The following is a 15,046-nucleotide window of genomic DNA, read 5'->3' on the forward strand; positions in this document are numbered from 1 at the left end:
ATAACCTGAAGGTCGTCAGTTCAAATCTGGCCCCCGCAACCAAAACTTAGGCAGATACAATGACTTAGAAGCCCGCGAAAGCGGGCTTTTCTGCGTTTTAAGCGAAAAATGCCTAGCACAGGCTGAGCACAGAATTTGCGTAAATACCGCATAGGTGGTAACCTGAAGGTCGTCAGTTCAAATCTGGCCCCCGCAACCAAACTAAAGTGGCGCCCCTTCGGGCGCCTTTTTAGTTTGGTCATGTTGGTTTGGTTATGGGCTCATACTGAACGGACGAGAAACGTCAGTTCAACCGCAGCCGCAGGCGTGCGTAAGCCCGCCGATCAGTGGCTGGGTCGGGGAGTAAAGCGACCCAAATCGCGCCCCCGAAATTACACTTACCGCAACTAAATCAACAGATTATAGCCTCCTTGCGGAGGCTTTTCTGCGCCCCCGAAACACACCGCCAAACTCGTCGAGCGGGTATCATCCTTCGGTATTAATTAGCTAGACCCGCACGTGATTATAAAGCCGATAGGTTTCGTTTGTGATCGCCATGAAGGGTTTGAGGGCAATATCACCTTGCGGCGTGTTTACGCTCCATATCTCAGGTGACACACGCGCAGTTTTTAACCATGTGGCGGCCGTCAGGGGTGTTTCTGGCGCTTCAATGGGAAAGAGCACCATCGGTCCGGTCATCACGGCGACCATTTCCGGATGGCTGGCATTCAGCGGCTCCAGACGTATGCCCATGTCAAACCTGATCTCGATAATATCGCCCTTGCGCCATGTGCGATCAATTTTGAGAAACTGCCCGGCTGTTACCTCTGTGGTGACAGCTATGCCATTGACGGTGATCTTTGTGCTGGCACCGCTCCAGCCCGGTATACGCAGAAAAACATTAAAGCGTGTTTCGTGTGCGGGGGTGATCTCGATACGGCCCGTATCGGCAAGAGGATAGTCGGTGACTTGAGTAAAGCGAACCGTTTCACCAGAGACCGTCGCGGTCAGGTTTGAGGCTATGTAGAGGTTCACATAAACACTGTCGGCTTCCAGCAGATAAGCGCTGATGCCGTAATCGGCGGCTATCTGGATAAACGTGCCGGAGCAGCACGGCCAGGCTTCGCCGCGGAAAAATTTGGTCGCGGTGTGACTGTAGTCTGAATAATAGAAAGTATCGCCGTTCGGCTCGGTAGGTTTGGCACCAAGGATGGTGTTATAAAGCACCCGTTCCATGCTGTCGCCATAACGGCTGTTCCTGGTAATGCCCAGCAGCGAGCGGGTAATCTTGAAATGGCCATAGGCACCGCACGGGGTTTCAAACGTCCGGTGTGTGTCTGTCAACATGTTATAAAGGGTCTCGGTATCGTCGGCCGCGACGAGTTCCTCATTCGGCCCCCAGCCGCCGGTGGCGTAGGACTGGCGCTCGACAAAATCGAAGCCGTTGATTGCGGCTTTCAGGTATGTCTGGTCGCCGGTGGCATACCAGGCTTCGATCGCGGAATTAAGCGCATTGACGTGGCTGTAGGCATGCTTGCCTTTTAACGGACTGACGCCATCGGCCAGCGGATTGAACAGGGCGTCGTCCTGAAGGAAGCGGATGGCCAGATCACGATAGCGGTCACCCATGCCCAGCTTCCATGCCTGAAACAGGTGCTCCGGCAGGATGTAGGGTTCATCCCAGATTTCGGCTTCCTGGGTGTAGGGACGGGCGCGGCGCTCCTCACGCGTCAGGGCCTTTTCCGGCAGGTAGGGCAGGACGGCGTCTGTTGCCTTATCGAGTGCGATCTTAGCCTCCGGCACGCCCGCATAGCGAAAGGCATCGACCATCCCAATAACGATCTTATCGTAGGTATAGGCGGGCAGAGGATAGTCTTTGAAAAACGCCGCTGAAATGGTCGGCAGGTAGTCCCTGACCATTGAGGCAACCTTTTCCCGCGTCTTCGGGGCACCGGTAATGGCATAGCTGCGTGCCAGCCCTGACAAATATTGACCAAAGCTGTGGCCGGGAATGTAACCGTGCCAGTTGGCCGTGCTCCAGTCGGACGGATCAATATGGAAGTCGTCGGAAGCGTCGTACCAACCGCCCATATCTGCGCCGGGAGCTGCCTGCCCGGCACGGACACGAAACGGTTTAAGCAACCGGTCATTATCAATCCCCAGATAAAGATCGCGCTGATGATCAAGCTGCGTTTGCAATCGCCCTTCAGACAGCTTCACCTGTGCGTAATCCGGGGGTGTCAGATCAGGAAACCGGTTCGTGCTGACGCGGGCTGATGCTGGCAATCCGCAAGTACACAGGGCCGCCGCTCCGGCTTTGATGAACATTCGGCGCGTCGTCATATCTTGCGTTTCCCGGAATAATTATATTTGAAATAAGAATTAGCATCTATGTTTACTGATGTCATTCCCAATCTCCTTAATCTGTCGTCGGTGCCGTAGATGGCTACTTGCGCCGTTCGTCCTCACGCAACTGACGCAGCGCATCGACACGCAGGTAGTCGCTTATGGCTGTGAGCGCATCGTCGGGCATATCCGGTTCATTAAGGTGGCTGAAGATTACCGAGGGATCCTCAGGCGTTTTCAGGGGCGTCTCAAGATTGGCCGCGACCATGACTACACAAACCAGAGGTGCCACCAGCATGATCAGGGTCATTAACCCCATCATCAGATCCTGAAGCGTCACGTAAGTCACGACCGCCCCCAGCACGATCAGCGCCAAAGCGCTTACCGCGGCGTGAACGACTGTGCGCCTCAGCCAGAAGCGCAGGAAATGCGCCTTATAGACTGACCGCACATTCAGGCCGGTTGTCGCCATAGCCATCAGTTCCAGATAGAGCTGGGTAATCCGCGCCTGCGCCTGAGCGCGGGCCTGGCCATAGCGGGACATCAGGGTCCACCGCCGGCGCAGCGTGGCCCATTCGGCGGGTTTATGTGCCTGCCAGCTATCCTCGCGGCTGTGATCGGCCTGCTCGGCACACAGGTGTTGAAAGGCTTCGAACCCGGCTTCGCGCGCCTGCAGGAAGGCTGTGGCGCTCAGGTGGGTTTCGCGGGTATGGCCCCCGAAGCTGTCGGCCCGATGGCGTTGGCGTTCATGCGCGGCAGCAACTACCCGGTGAATGCTAAAGCTCAGAACAATCAGCGTCATAATGCCGACCATGACCGCATAAAGCCTGGCCCCCGGCCAGTGCCCGTAAACGGCGACGCAGATACCGGTGATGATCGCAGCCAGTACGCCGCCCGCGATGATGTGTGACTGGGTGCGCCGGATATCCGACACCTTGCGCTCAATTAATGTCCGGAAGTTTTTCACAATCCCCAGCGACCAGCCGTGCAGATAGTCATGGGTGGCACCATCGGCAAAATGGCTGTTGCCATACCCCATCCTGTCCTTGAGGATCGATAGTTCCCGCATCCGAACCTCATAGGGATCCATCTGCTCAAGGATATCATCAAGCCCGGCGGCTTTGAGGGTAAACACCGCCGGATCATGAACCGGGGTCAGGGCGGGCATGAGGTGATTTGTCTCAAAAGCCTCCCAGTCCGGCCCTTCAACCAGCCGGCGCAAACCTTCGCGGTCATACCGAACTACGGGGGCGGCTTTGAGGACATGGAGACTGCCCGGGCGGCCGTCAGGGGTATCAAGTTGGGGGGAGGTTTGTTCGCTGAACCTGTCTGCGGATGTGAGAAATCCGCCTTTGGCAGCGCGTAAAAACCTTTGGCGGGCATGTGCGTGTTCAGCCATTTGCTTTCCTCCGACTCCGGTCTGAAAACCGAACATCGAAGAAAAACCTTCAACGATCGGCTGTGTTAATCCTGCCTTGGGTAGCGGCGGTTAGCCGCGGTGCCTTTGGGTTCGGTCCGGTACGACGACGTGTCGTTCCGGCCCGACAGGGTATTTTCAGACACGTCAAAACCTGACGCGCGCGTAGTCGTGGACGCCGCAGATAGCGATCCTGAAGTTTCGGATGATGTGTCAATGCAGAGCATGAACAAACCTGCGGCCAATTCCAAAAAAGCAATCAAAAAAGTTAAAGTTCATAAGGGGTTATGAATTCTCACCCCTTAGGAGGTAAAGCCCTTACGGACTTTAACTTTTCCAAGCCTGGTTAATATATACCTAATTTATCCACAGGCAGCAATGGGCCTGTGATCACAGTTTGCGAAATAATCGCACACAAAAAAGTGCATGCGATTATTTCTAAACTCTGAGATTAGCCGAACGATAAGTATGGGTGGAATTAGTCCTTCCGCGGGGCCGTAAGCCCGGCCTCGGTTTGCTCAACCGGCTGCATCGTGCCATCGGGATTGTAGTAAAGATGCTCGGCCCGTACGGCGCGCCGGCCAATCGCACCGGTCTGATCACCGATGGTAAGCGACGCATCATGGTAAAAGAAATAGTCCTTGCCTTTGAAGGTGATGATGCCCGGATGGATGGTGAAGCTGTTTTTGCCGGAGCCGGTCAGCACGCCGCGAAATGTCCACGGGCCGGTAATCGATGGCGCGGTGGCATAGGATATGGTCTCATCCTTATCCTTTGACTTATCGCGGGAGGCATAGGTCAGGTAATAGATGTCGCCGCGCCTGGTGATCCACGGGCCTTCTTCGAAATGGGGCAGGTCGAACTGCTTAATCGGGCCGTCCAGTTCGATCATATTGGGTTTCAGCTTAGCGTAATAGCAGTTGAAATTGCCCCAGATCAGCCAGGCCGAGCCATCGTCGTCAATGAACACGGTCGGGTCAATATCGTCCCAGGTATGCGGGCCTTGCGGCGTCATTTGATTATGGATCAGGGCCGTGCCGCGCGCGTCGACAAATGGGCCGGTCGGGCTGTCTGAGACCGCCACGCCGATCGCTTTGCCGGGCTGGGTTTTGTCGTGTTCAACGGCGGCGTAGAAATAGAACTTGCCGTCTTTCTCAATCGTCTGAGCCGCCCAGGCGTCTTTTGCAGCCCACTTGAAATCGGTCGCCTTCATGATCGGGCCGTGGGCGGTCCAGGTCAGAAGGTCTTTGGACGAAAAGACGCGCCAGTCCTTCATGGTGAACATCTCAGTGCCGCGCGCTTCGTCATGGCCAGTGTAAAGATAGACCGTATCGCCCACCACCAGAGGCGCCGGATCGGCAGTGAACATGTCGGTAAACAGCGGATTTGATCCCGGTGCGCGAGGGTCTGCGGTGGCGGTCGTGGCCAGCATAAGGCCCGCCATGATAAGTGACGTGGTTTTAAGCATGTTGATCTTCCCTGATGTTATGTTTTTTTAGATTATTTTGTCGCGATATCGTTGTCGAAAACCGCTTACACTTTTCGACTATCGCTTATTATGTCGGGCTTTGACAGATGTGCAATAGTCTGAGTAAATGACGGTCAAATAACACTTATAAAACGGGAAGACGCTATGAAGATTTGGTTCTTCTTATGAAAAACCTGTCGGTCAATTCTGCAAAATAAAGCGAAAATTTTCGCAGGGCCGCCCCAAGAAAATTTTCACCGAACTTGATCCGCAGAAAACGTATTTGGCACATAGTGCCAAAACTTTTCTGCGAGTTACGCCGCATGCCCCTCAGCGCGTCTTAGGCGCCAGAAGCGGATGGTGCGCAGGGCCGTCTCGCGCGGCAGGTCGGCATATAAACGACCATATTCCTGGGCCTTGGCCATCGCGTTTTCCTGATGGTTGAGCATGATCATGGCATAGGTCAGGAACAGCGATTTTTCCAGATCGGCGGCCTTACACGCAATGGCCAGCGCGTCAATTTCCCGCTTTTCGACCAGATGCTTGGCGGTCAGGAAATCGATATCGGCCAGTTGTGACAGGGCGACCAGAAACCAGGTCGGGTTCGGATCGCGCATGTAACGCGCCAAAAGCGGCGGGGTCAGTTTCTCGTTCTTGCGCAGCCCTTCGACCTCAGCCGAAATGGCTTCATAGTCGGCGGGGTATGAGCCGTGGGCGATGGCGACGCTGTTACGGCCCTTGCTCATGGCTTCATCCAGCAGGGCCGGATCGAGCTTGGCGTTTTCCTCAAGGATGCGTTCCCTAAGGCGGGCTTCGACCACGAAATACATCTCATTCATCAGGTCGGCGGGCAGGTCAGAACGGCCAATGACGGCCGCATGAAGATCAGGATTGGCCTGAGCGCGGGCGACGACCGCTTCGTTCGATTCCCGCGACAGGCGCGCGCCTTCGTTTTTCAAAAGCACGTTCAGAGTGGTGTCATCGCCGCGTCGCACAATGACGCCGGTGACATTTTCGGTGACGGTTTCACGGCGCGACACGGCCCGCAGGTGCTCCTGCCCCTGCGTGTTGACGACGTGCAAAAGATCGCTTTCCGACAAAGCGTTTGAGCGCATGAGGATGGGTTCGGCCACGTCGATATGATCGACCATCAGTTGCCGCAACAATCCTTGCGGTGCGGTTGCCGCCCCTGACATTTTGTGGGCGATTTCGGCACGGACGACGGCTTCCATCTCTTCGGTCAACTGGCTCATGACCGTGTCATAAAGCACCATCTCCGCGCTGGAAATCGCCTCATGATTGGCCAGAAACAGGTTGGTGACTTCGCGCAAAAGTTCGCGCCGCTTGGAACTTGACGGTTCTTTCGCCAGTTCGATCAGGGATAATAACGGAGAAGGCATGTGCAGACCTTAAGGGGCAGAAATATTCTATCTCGGGGACGCTGACTCATTAGCTACGGGAAGGTCGTTTTGACCTGGTTCCTGTGTCTGTTGGATGGTGTCGGGGCTCAGGCCATATTCACGGTGCAGCGAATAAAAGCGCGGGCTTTGGGTGGTGGGGTCGGTGATGGTCTGACCCGGTGTAAAGCCGACACCGGCGGCCGTGCCGGGGGCGCTTTGCGGGGCGGTGTCAGTTTGCGGGCCACGATAATATTTTGACGTGCGCGGGATCTGGTAGGCGTCCATATCAGGGGCCGTCGTCGGGGCAGATGGCGTGGGAGCGGTCGCAACTGCCGTGGTCGCCTTGGGGGTGGATTTGGCCTCTGCAACCTGCGGCGCGGGATTGGGTATCGGGGCCATAGTGACGGGTTTGGGTACTGGCTTAACCGCCACGCGCTGGGTGGGCGCAGGGGCCGTTTCCAGTTCACGCATCTGCTCTGGCGTAAGGCGTGGTGCCGGCGCGGGCAAGGGGGGCGGTGTGGTCAGGGATGCCATTGGCACAGACGGAGCCGTGCGGCTGGCGACCTGGGGTACGGGGGTGTAGACCTGCGGGCGGTAGGTATAGGCTTCAACCGGGGCGCTGACATAGCGCTCAGGGCGAGGGCTGCGAGGCTCGGCTATTGAGGGCTCAGTCGAAGATACCTGAGGTAGGGCGGATACGGGCGCAGAATTGGCCGCTGCGGGCACGGTTTGCGTCGGTTTGGTCGGCCATTTGAGTTCTTTTTTGAAGAAATTCCCGACATCGCCGTAAGGGGAGGGCGGCACCCCATACTGACCGGCTTTTGGGGCGGCATCGGCAACGCTTTTTCCGGGCCAGTTGAGGTTGCCCGCATCCCGCGCCGGGGCGGCCTGCGCCGTAATCGACGTGGCGCTTAAGAACATGCCGCAAAGGGTCAGCCGGACAAACAACGATGACATAGGCGCGCGATCAACTCATATAAACAGGTTGCAACCGGCTGACCTTACGTCGTCAAGTTTAATATCCGGCTAACTGCCGGTAATGTTTTTGAGGCACGCCCTCAGGGTTTTATACTTATGGCGTAGCGCATGACTTCATACAACAAGGTCGACTCCACCGTGCCGGAAACCAGATGCGCCTGCGGGCCGGAGGCATAGACGGGCACATCCTCGCCGGTATGCTGGGCGCTGGACAGCGGCACAAGGGTCGGTTGTTTGAAATCCGGCTGTAAAACCTCATCCTGCGTCAGATCATGATCGTGAGGCTCAAGCGCTGACGGGCCGGACGCATAGCTAAGCACCGTGCGGCCCTTGCCGTTTTTGTCGGGTTCATTAACGCCGCGATTGCGGGCCAGGCCCATGATCGGTTCTTCGCGGGTCGAGCCCGCCGATTGGGTCAGGCCGTGGCTGTGGTCGGCGGTGACGATGATCAGGGTGTCTTTGGCATCGGTTTTGGAAAGGGCCACCTGTACGGCCTTATCCAGTTCATCGACATCGGTAAGGGCGCGGTAGGCATTGTTCTGATGGTGCCATTTGTCGATAGCGGCCGATTCCACCAGCAGGAAAAATCCATCAGGGTCTTGTGACAATATGTCGATGGCCTTGGCGGTCATATCGGCCAGATTGGGCACTTCGGTCTGGTTTTTATGGTCAACAACGGAGGGCAGGTCGCCCTCAGAAAACAGACCTAACAGCTTTGAGGTCGTTTTCGGATCGACCGCGTTCAGGGCTGATTTTCCGGTCACGACCTTGGCACCTTTCTGTGCGGCCCAGAGACGGATCAGGTCTTTGTCCTTGCGTTTGCCGCCCTTATCCGCCGTCTGAAACCGCGCCAGATCGCCGCCCAGCACCACATCCATGCGGATCGCCTCAGGGGCTTCGACAAGCTGGCGGGCGATGTCGATGCACCCGGCTTTTGCAGCGTCGGCAGGCAGTTCAGTATCTGAGCGCCAGCCGCGCGTCGAGACATGGCCATAAGCCCCTGCGGGTGTGGCATCGGTCAGCCCTGAGGTGGTCACCACACCGGCGGCCTTACCCATGCGCCTGGCCTGTTCGGCTATGGTAGGAATATGGGCGGCCTTAGGCGCACAGGCTTTTGAGGTAACGGTGGCATCAACGCCGATGGCCCCATTAATGGTCTTTATGCCGGTGGTGATAGCCGAAATGCCGTTGGCAGAATCGGTTACGAATTTATCTGCCGAATAGGTTTTGGAAAACGCCGAATAGGGCAGGCTCTCAAAGGCCAGCCGGTAGGAGGCACCGTCTAAGCCGCGGGCCTGCCCGGCCATGATGCGGCCCGCAGTGACCGAATTGATGCCCATGCCGTCACCTATGAACAGGATGATGTTTTTCGCCTTAGCCGTATTGGGCGTGCGCGCCAGAGCGGCGTCCAGAGCCGGATACGGTGATGTCTGCGCCCAGACCGGTGTTGTCATGAGGGCGGTAGCAAGACACAAGGCGGCTTTCATCGGTTTACTCCTGAACAAAATTACAAAAACCCCGCCCAAGGTTGAAAGCCTGAGCGGGGAGGTCATAGCGTTAAATCGCGAAGATTAAAACTTCGCCCGCACACCGAAGGAGACGGTACGGCCATTATAGGTATAGCCGCCAAACTGGCCGTTCTGAGCAAACTGCCACTGGGCTTCGTTGGTCAGGTTCTGGGCTTCGGCCACGATGCTGTAGCGGTCATCGATCTTGTAGCTGATATTGCCGTCGAGCGAGCCGTATTCTTTTTCGTTCAGATTGGTCAGGCCGCCGGTGCCGACCGAAGCCAGCACATCATCAACCCACGAATAGGACAGGCGCGCGCCCAGCTTATCTTTCTCGTAAAAGACCGTGATGTTGTAGCTGTTTTCAGCCACATTCTGCATCTTGTCCTTAAGCGTGGCCGAATAGGTGGCCTCAGAGTCCGTCCAGGTATAGTTGGCAAGAGCCCCCAGACCATCGAACGGTGCGGGCAGGAACTTGAAGTTCTGTTGCCAGGCCAGTTCAAAACCCTTGACCCAGGCTTCCCCGCCATTGACCGGCGCGGTCAGCAGGTAGTTCTGGCCATCAATGGCAATGGTGGTGTTCTGGTTATATACAAAGGTGGTGATGTCCTTATAGAACACCCCGCCGATCAGGGCCGAACCCGGTGCGAAGTACCATTCTGCGGTCAGGTCGAACTGATTAGCTTCAAACGGGTCCAGCAGCGGATTGCCACCGACGGCGGTGAATTGCACACCGGACGAATTGAGCGTCAGACGCGGCGACAGGTCAGCCAGTGACGGACGGGTGATGACCTTGGCGGCGGCGACGTGAACCTGAACATTGTCACGCAGTTCATAGACAAAGTTGGCGCTCGGCAACGTATCCTTATAGGTCTTATCGAAGCTGACCGGTACGGCGGCTGAGCCGGTATCGGCGTGGCCCTGTGAAGTTTGGTCGGTTTCGGCATAGCGCACGCCGACTTCACCGCGCAAAGCCCGGTCAAACACCGTGGTATCAATATTGGCGGCGACATAGCCGGCCTTGATCTTTTCAGCCACATAATATGAGTTTCTCAGGTCACCGCGCGCCGGTGCAGTGTTGGCGATTGCTGAGGTATCAAGAATGGCCAGAAACGCATCGCGGTTCGGCAGCAGCCAGGTTTGGGGCAGGGTGCCGGACGCTTCGCTCAGGAAGTCGTCTTCGGGGAAGCCGTCATAGAACTCACGGCCGAACAGGGTATTGTTGCCGCCGATGGTCTGGCCCGACTTATTGCGTGTGAAGTTGATATCACGGCGGTTATATTCACGCGAGCGGTCGCGGAATTTGACGCCACCGGAAATCTGGCTCAACACACCCCAGCTCAGGTCGCGTTTGGCATCAAACTGGGCGGCATTTTCTTCGTCGGTCGAATTATTGACGCGCCATTCTGTACGGCGGAACGGCAGGATAGGATTGTTGAGATCGCGCGTGAGGAACTTGAGACTGGGCACGCCATCACCGACCTGCGGGATGTAGAATTCAAGTCCACCGGAATTACCCTGCACGCGGGTGCGGGTAATTGGCTTATCGGTATTGGAATAGGCGCGCGCCACATAGACGCTGCCCGACAGATCCCACTCACCTAGACGATGCTTGATGGTCAGATCGGTCAGCATGTTGTCGTGAGTCAGATAGTCGATCTCACGCCCGATCTGGGTGTTGGTCGTTGTGGTGCGACCACCCACCAGAACGCCGTTTTCGACGCGCGCCGAGCCTGGCTGAAGGGCAGATACAACGAAGTCAGCCGAATAGGTCAGTTCGTCATAGAAGTTGTCGAGATAGGTGTAAAAGCTGGTCAGGGCGATTTCAGTATTTTCGGTCGGGCGCCATTGCAGGGCGGCGGTAAGGCCCCAGCGTTCGCGGCGTTCGCGCTCAAGAGTAGGTCGTACCGCGGAGGGCAGAAAGTTTGTATCCGCAATACCGTCGCCGGTCACATCGACCTTGCTGGCCGTCCAGCCCACGCCGGTGATACGATCAGAGCGCAGGGAGCGGATGCCGTAATTGGCCGAAACCAGCGCCCCGAACGTGCGGTCTTCGTTGTTCCAGCTTACCAGAGCCGACGCCTTGGGGTCGACCTTGTCGGCCAGTTCGACATAGGTGGTGGTCAGGCTGAGCGAGGTGGTCGGCTTTTTGAAATCGAGCGGCTTAAAGGTGCGGATATTGATCGTGCCGCCGATGGCGCCTTCGTCGAGCGAGGCCAGCGGCGACTTGATCACCTCGACGCCGGACACCAGTTCGGAGGCCATCGTATCAAAGCGGAACTGACGGCCCGACTGGCCGGAATCGCGCACGTTTTCGTTCACGGCGGCGCTGCGGCCATCGATGGTCACGTTCTGGAAGTTGGGGCCGAGGCCACGGACGCGCACGAACAGACCTTCGCCGCGATCACGGGTGATCGAAATGCCCGGTACGCGCTGAAGCGCTTCGGCGATGTTGTTCGACGGGAACTTGCCGATGTCTTCGGCATTGATGACGTCTATGACGTTGACGGCCTTACGTTTTTCATTCAGCGACTTGGCCAGGGAACTGCGAAAGCCCGTGACGACGACTTCTTCGATGGCTTCCGGGGCGGTGGTGTCAGCCTGTGCAACTGTGGCGGCTGCCATGACCGGAGTGACTGTCTGGGCGGTAGCTTTCGTGACGCCCGCTTTGACAATCACCGTATCGCCCTTGAGGCTGTAGCTCAGGTTCTGACCGGACAGCAGGCTGCTAAGTGCCTGATCAACACTGACATTACCCTTGACGCCGCGGGTGGTCTTGCCGGCCAAAAGGGCGGGGTCAGCGACGACCTGCACACCTGAGGTGCGCGACAACTGCACCAAGGCTGTGTTCAGGTCACCGGCCTTGATGTCAACCGCGACGACGCGGCCCACGACCGTCTGAGCCTGCGCGGTGACGGCGACCATGCCCGCCCCCAGATTGAGCGCGGCCAGCGACGCCGACAGGCACAGAATGCGATGAAAGTTAAAGGTCAAAACCAGATCCCCATGAATAGATATGCTCAGCCCCAGTGACGAGCGTCTTACGGTTAAAGGGACGGATAAGAGACCGATTTACCCGACAGGTCATTTCGTGAATTATTCGTGACAGATTTAAGCTTATGTATTTTAACGTATAATTATAGTGCCGTTATCGCGGGCGACCTCAAAACCATGCACGACCGCAAGGGTTTCCAACTGGCTATGCGGATCATCTAACCGCAACCGGCCGATAATACGCTTATCTTTCAGGGCATTGTTTTCAAACCGTATAGGAGTGCCGGAATGGCGGGTAAATTCCTGCGCCACCCGCTCAAGACTCCAGTTATCGGGCTCAACCCAGCCGGTGCGCCAGTCGCCGCCATCCGGGTCAAAGGCCTTAAGCGGCGTGATCGCACCTTTCGTCAGGCGCGCCCTCATGCCACGGGTGAACAGACCAAATTTACGGTCGCTGCCTTTGAGCCTGACCTTGCCCTCATAGACGTTCAGTTCAACGCCGCCGGGCATATAGCTCAGGTTAAACTGGGTGCCTAAAACGCGCACATCGCCACCGTCTAGGGCGACCGTAAAGGGCCGGTCGGCATCTTTGGCGACGGCAAAATAGGCCTCGCCCTGACGCAAATGTACATGGCGGCGATAGGGGGTAATGCGCGCTTCCACGCGGCTGGCGCCATTGATGTGCAGATCGGTGCCGTCGCTCAGGCGCGCCTCACGCGGGCGTCCGGCCTCGGTTTCATAGACGGTCAGCGGCGTAATCTGGTCGTAGACCACCGGCGGCAGTACAAAGGCTGAGACCGCGACCGCAGCGGCGGCCATAATGCCTCCAATAAATACCTTACGCCGCGCAGCCTTGACGGCGGTAATATTGACGGCAGGCGGGGTATCAAAGGCCGCCAGGGCATCGTTCAGTGCTGTGTCGCGCGCCACGCCCATGAGGGTATCATAGGCGATCCGGTGGCGGGGATCGTGCGTGATCCACTCATCGAAGGCAGCGGTCGTGAACTTTGTATCGTGCAGGTGGCGATCAACAAATCCGGCGGCGGCATCCCAAATGGTGTCTGTGATATCCGCCGTCTCAGGAGTCATATTTTACGCGTTTCTTTTCGGCTTTTTCGAGATGATCGTGCAGTTGGCGCAGGGCCCGTGAGATATGTTTTTCGACTGCATCAGGACTGAGGTTCAGGGCTTTCCCGATCTCCTCACACGTCTCACCCCGGACACGCCGCCGGATCAGCACTTCGCGCCTGAGCGGCGGCATGCCTTTTAAGGCGTCGGTGAAAACATCCAGTCGCTGGCGGTGCATCAGGATCTGCTCCGGCAAGGGTTGATCGCAGGCAAGGTCAGTGTCGATTTCTTCGGTAGGGCGCGCTTTGGCGGCCCTGAAATGGTCGTTGATCAGATTGGTGGCGATGGCGCGCGCCAGACCGGTGAGATTTTCAACCGCATGACGGCGGCTGTAGCTGATCAGGCGGGCCAGAGTTTCCTGCACCACGTCTTCGCGCACGGCCTCATCGCGCACCTTGCCCGCGACAAACTGCATAAGACGGCCGCGCTCCTGCGGCACCCAGAAATGTTCGGGTAGTCCAGTCGCCATGCCTGCTGAATAGACGGCTTAGGTGACAGTTATATTACAAAATGAACCTGAGTTTATTCGACGCGAAGCAGGGCCACGATCTGATCGATCGTATGGTGGGCGCCGCTGAGGGCCTCATCGGCCGGCAGAACCATCAGATCGCGCCGTAGCCCTTGCGTCCAGTTCGATATCAATGCCGCGTCCTGAGCCCCCAAGGGCCCAAGCGGTGAGATCATGCGCGACAGACCGTGATAGGTCGATCGCCCGCGGCTGTAGCGGATCATGGCCCCGACACCGTTCAGATCATCAGCACGAGCCGAGGCCGACATCAGTTCTTCCATGCCGAGCAGATCTTCGACAAGTGCGGGTTTCTGGACAAAGTGGATCAGATTGTCTTTGAACTGTTGGTGGGTGTAAGGCTCGTTTTCATCGCGAACCACATTGCGGGTCAGGCGCAGATAAATATTTATCCAGGCCGCGTGCATCAGGGTGTCGCTGGTCGGGAAGTGGTAGGTGACCGCCCCCAGATTAACCCCGCTTTCGCGCGCCACGGCGCGGTGGGTGACGGCGGCGGCGCCAAAGCGGCCCACAATCATGGCTGCAGCCTCGGCGATCTGTTCGGCGATTGAGCCGTGGGCGATGATCGGCGTGGTGAGTTTTTCGCTTTCAAGCCTTGCGAAATGACGAAGCGCCCCGTCACCGGCACGACTGGTCGTCAGCAGTCGCGCCCAGCCCTGACAGGTCTCGGTAAGGCAGGCCCGGTCAAGCGCCCGACGCCAGGTAATCCGGTGCAAAAATGATTCGCCGTCGAAAAACTGACGCGTGATATCGGCATAGGCCCCAAAGCCCATGCGGGCGCACATATCATCCCAAAAGGCTTTCCAGATGTCGCGCCACTGGCGGGCGAGGGGGGCGAAGGTGTCATCGCGCGCCGCCATCATCTGACATTCCCGCCAGGCAAAGGCGTGGGGCCGCTGAGTAACCGTCCAGTCATCAATCAGGGCGGCCATCATCGCACCGAATCCTTCGGGGGCAATCGCCGGAAGGCCGTCGGTCTGCGACAGTTGCCGGTCACACCAGATTTGCGCGGCGATCATGGATTGAGCTTGTGCCGAAGCTAACAACTGTTCAAAATTGCCAAAATAATAATTTATCTGAGATGTCTGAACTTCGGCGGTCTGACTGATTTGGCGGGCGGTCATATTGGCTCGTCCAAGGGGCGGCCAGGCGGCTTGAACGGCTTCCAAAAGGCGGTCTGCGGGCGGTGTGTCGGTGACGGGACTGGCTTTCAGGCTTTTGATTGTCTTCATAAAAGCTTATTTTGTAATAGATTTGGCGGGTATGTGTGCGAATGAGGGATTGTATATACTATTTTCAGGG

At 57.3% G+C, this 15,046-nt stretch carries 11 protein-coding genes; all 11 read right to left on the reverse strand.

Going from position 1 to position 15,046, the window contains the following annotated elements:
- Positions 1 to 486: 486 nt before the first annotated feature.
- Entirely contained in the window at positions 487 to 2,322 is a 1,836-nt protein-coding gene (locus PQU98_RS13635; protein ID WP_272745507.1) for a beta-L-arabinofuranosidase domain-containing protein, read from the reverse strand.
- Between the two features lie 103 nt (positions 2,323 to 2,425).
- The gene (locus PQU98_RS13640) at positions 2,426 to 3,724 is read right to left on the reverse strand and encodes a hypothetical protein (protein WP_272745508.1); all 1,299 of its coding nucleotides are present in this window, start codon (positions 3,722 to 3,724) and stop codon (positions 2,426 to 2,428) included.
- Positions 3,725 to 3,789: 65 nt separating this feature from the next.
- Positions 3,790 to 3,969, reverse strand: coding sequence for a hypothetical protein (locus tag PQU98_RS13645; protein WP_272745509.1), 180 nt, complete (start codon positions 3,967 to 3,969; stop codon positions 3,790 to 3,792).
- Between the two features lie 251 nt (positions 3,970 to 4,220).
- Positions 4,221 to 5,210 carry a glycoside hydrolase family 43 protein gene (locus PQU98_RS13650; protein ID WP_272745510.1) on the reverse strand — a complete coding sequence of 330 codons (990 nt, stop codon included), beginning with the start codon at positions 5,208 to 5,210 and terminating at the stop codon, positions 4,221 to 4,223.
- 314 nt (positions 5,211 to 5,524) lie between these two features.
- Positions 5,525 to 6,610: a DUF2336 domain-containing protein gene (locus PQU98_RS13655; protein WP_272745511.1), complete on the reverse strand. Its 1,086-nt coding sequence runs from the start codon at positions 6,608 to 6,610 to the stop codon at positions 5,525 to 5,527.
- A 27-nt stretch (positions 6,611 to 6,637) separates the two neighbouring features.
- On the reverse strand, positions 6,638 to 7,567 hold the full coding sequence (locus tag PQU98_RS13660) for a hypothetical protein (protein WP_272745512.1): 930 nt from the start codon (positions 7,565 to 7,567) through the stop codon (positions 6,638 to 6,640).
- A gap of 101 nt (positions 7,568 to 7,668) precedes the next feature.
- The gene (locus PQU98_RS13665) at positions 7,669 to 9,075 is read right to left on the reverse strand and encodes an alkaline phosphatase (RefSeq protein ID WP_272745513.1); all 1,407 of its coding nucleotides are present in this window, start codon (positions 9,073 to 9,075) and stop codon (positions 7,669 to 7,671) included.
- A gap of 84 nt (positions 9,076 to 9,159) precedes the next feature.
- Entirely contained in the window at positions 9,160 to 12,090 is a 2,931-nt protein-coding gene (locus PQU98_RS13670; RefSeq protein ID WP_272745514.1) for a TonB-dependent receptor, read from the reverse strand.
- 132 nt (positions 12,091 to 12,222) lie between these two features.
- Positions 12,223 to 13,179: a FecR family protein gene (locus PQU98_RS13675; RefSeq protein ID WP_272745515.1), complete on the reverse strand. Its 957-nt coding sequence runs from the start codon at positions 13,177 to 13,179 to the stop codon at positions 12,223 to 12,225.
- The gene (locus PQU98_RS13680; RefSeq protein ID WP_272745516.1) at positions 13,169 to 13,687 is read right to left on the reverse strand and encodes an RNA polymerase sigma factor; all 519 of its coding nucleotides are present in this window, start codon (positions 13,685 to 13,687) and stop codon (positions 13,169 to 13,171) included. Before PQU98_RS13680 ends, PQU98_RS13675 begins: the two co-directional genes overlap by 11 nt.
- Before the next feature lie 53 nt (positions 13,688 to 13,740).
- Positions 13,741 to 14,976, reverse strand: a complete 1,236-nt coding sequence (locus PQU98_RS13685) for a TetR family transcriptional regulator (RefSeq protein ID WP_272745517.1) — start codon at positions 14,974 to 14,976, stop codon at positions 13,741 to 13,743.
- Positions 14,977 to 15,046 lie beyond the last annotated feature (70 nt).

It is taken from the genome of Asticcacaulis machinosus, assembly GCF_028550435.1.
Lineage (GTDB): Bacteria > Pseudomonadota > Alphaproteobacteria > Caulobacterales > Caulobacteraceae > Asticcacaulis > Asticcacaulis machinosus.

Bases quoted from the DNA above. Each gene is read 5' to 3' on its own strand.
- PQU98_RS13660 (WP_272745512.1), bottom strand. From the start codon at position 7,567: ATGTCATCGTTGTTTGTCCGGCTGACCCTTTGCGGCATGTTCTTAAGC.
- PQU98_RS13685 (WP_272745517.1), bottom strand. From the start codon at position 14,976: ATGAAGACAATCAAAAGCCTGAAAGCCAGTCCCGTCACCGACACACCG.
- PQU98_RS13645 (WP_272745509.1), bottom strand. From the start codon at position 3,969: ATGCTCTGCATTGACACATCATCCGAAACTTCAGGATCGCTATCTGCG.
- PQU98_RS13655 (WP_272745511.1), bottom strand. From the start codon at position 6,610: ATGCCTTCTCCGTTATTATCCCTGATCGAACTGGCGAAAGAACCGTCA.
- PQU98_RS13635 (WP_272745507.1), bottom strand. From the start codon at position 2,322: ATGACGACGCGCCGAATGTTCATCAAAGCCGGAGCGGCGGCCCTGTGT.
- PQU98_RS13650 (WP_272745510.1), bottom strand. From the start codon at position 5,210: ATGCTTAAAACCACGTCACTTATCATGGCGGGCCTTATGCTGGCCACG.
- PQU98_RS13675 (WP_272745515.1), bottom strand. From the start codon at position 13,179: ATGACTCCTGAGACGGCGGATATCACAGACACCATTTGGGATGCCGCC.
- PQU98_RS13665 (WP_272745513.1), bottom strand. From the start codon at position 9,075: ATGAAAGCCGCCTTGTGTCTTGCTACCGCCCTCATGACAACACCGGTC.
- PQU98_RS13680 (WP_272745516.1), bottom strand. From the start codon at position 13,687: ATGGCGACTGGACTACCCGAACATTTCTGGGTGCCGCAGGAGCGCGGC.
- PQU98_RS13640 (WP_272745508.1), bottom strand. From the start codon at position 3,724: ATGGCTGAACACGCACATGCCCGCCAAAGGTTTTTACGCGCTGCCAAA.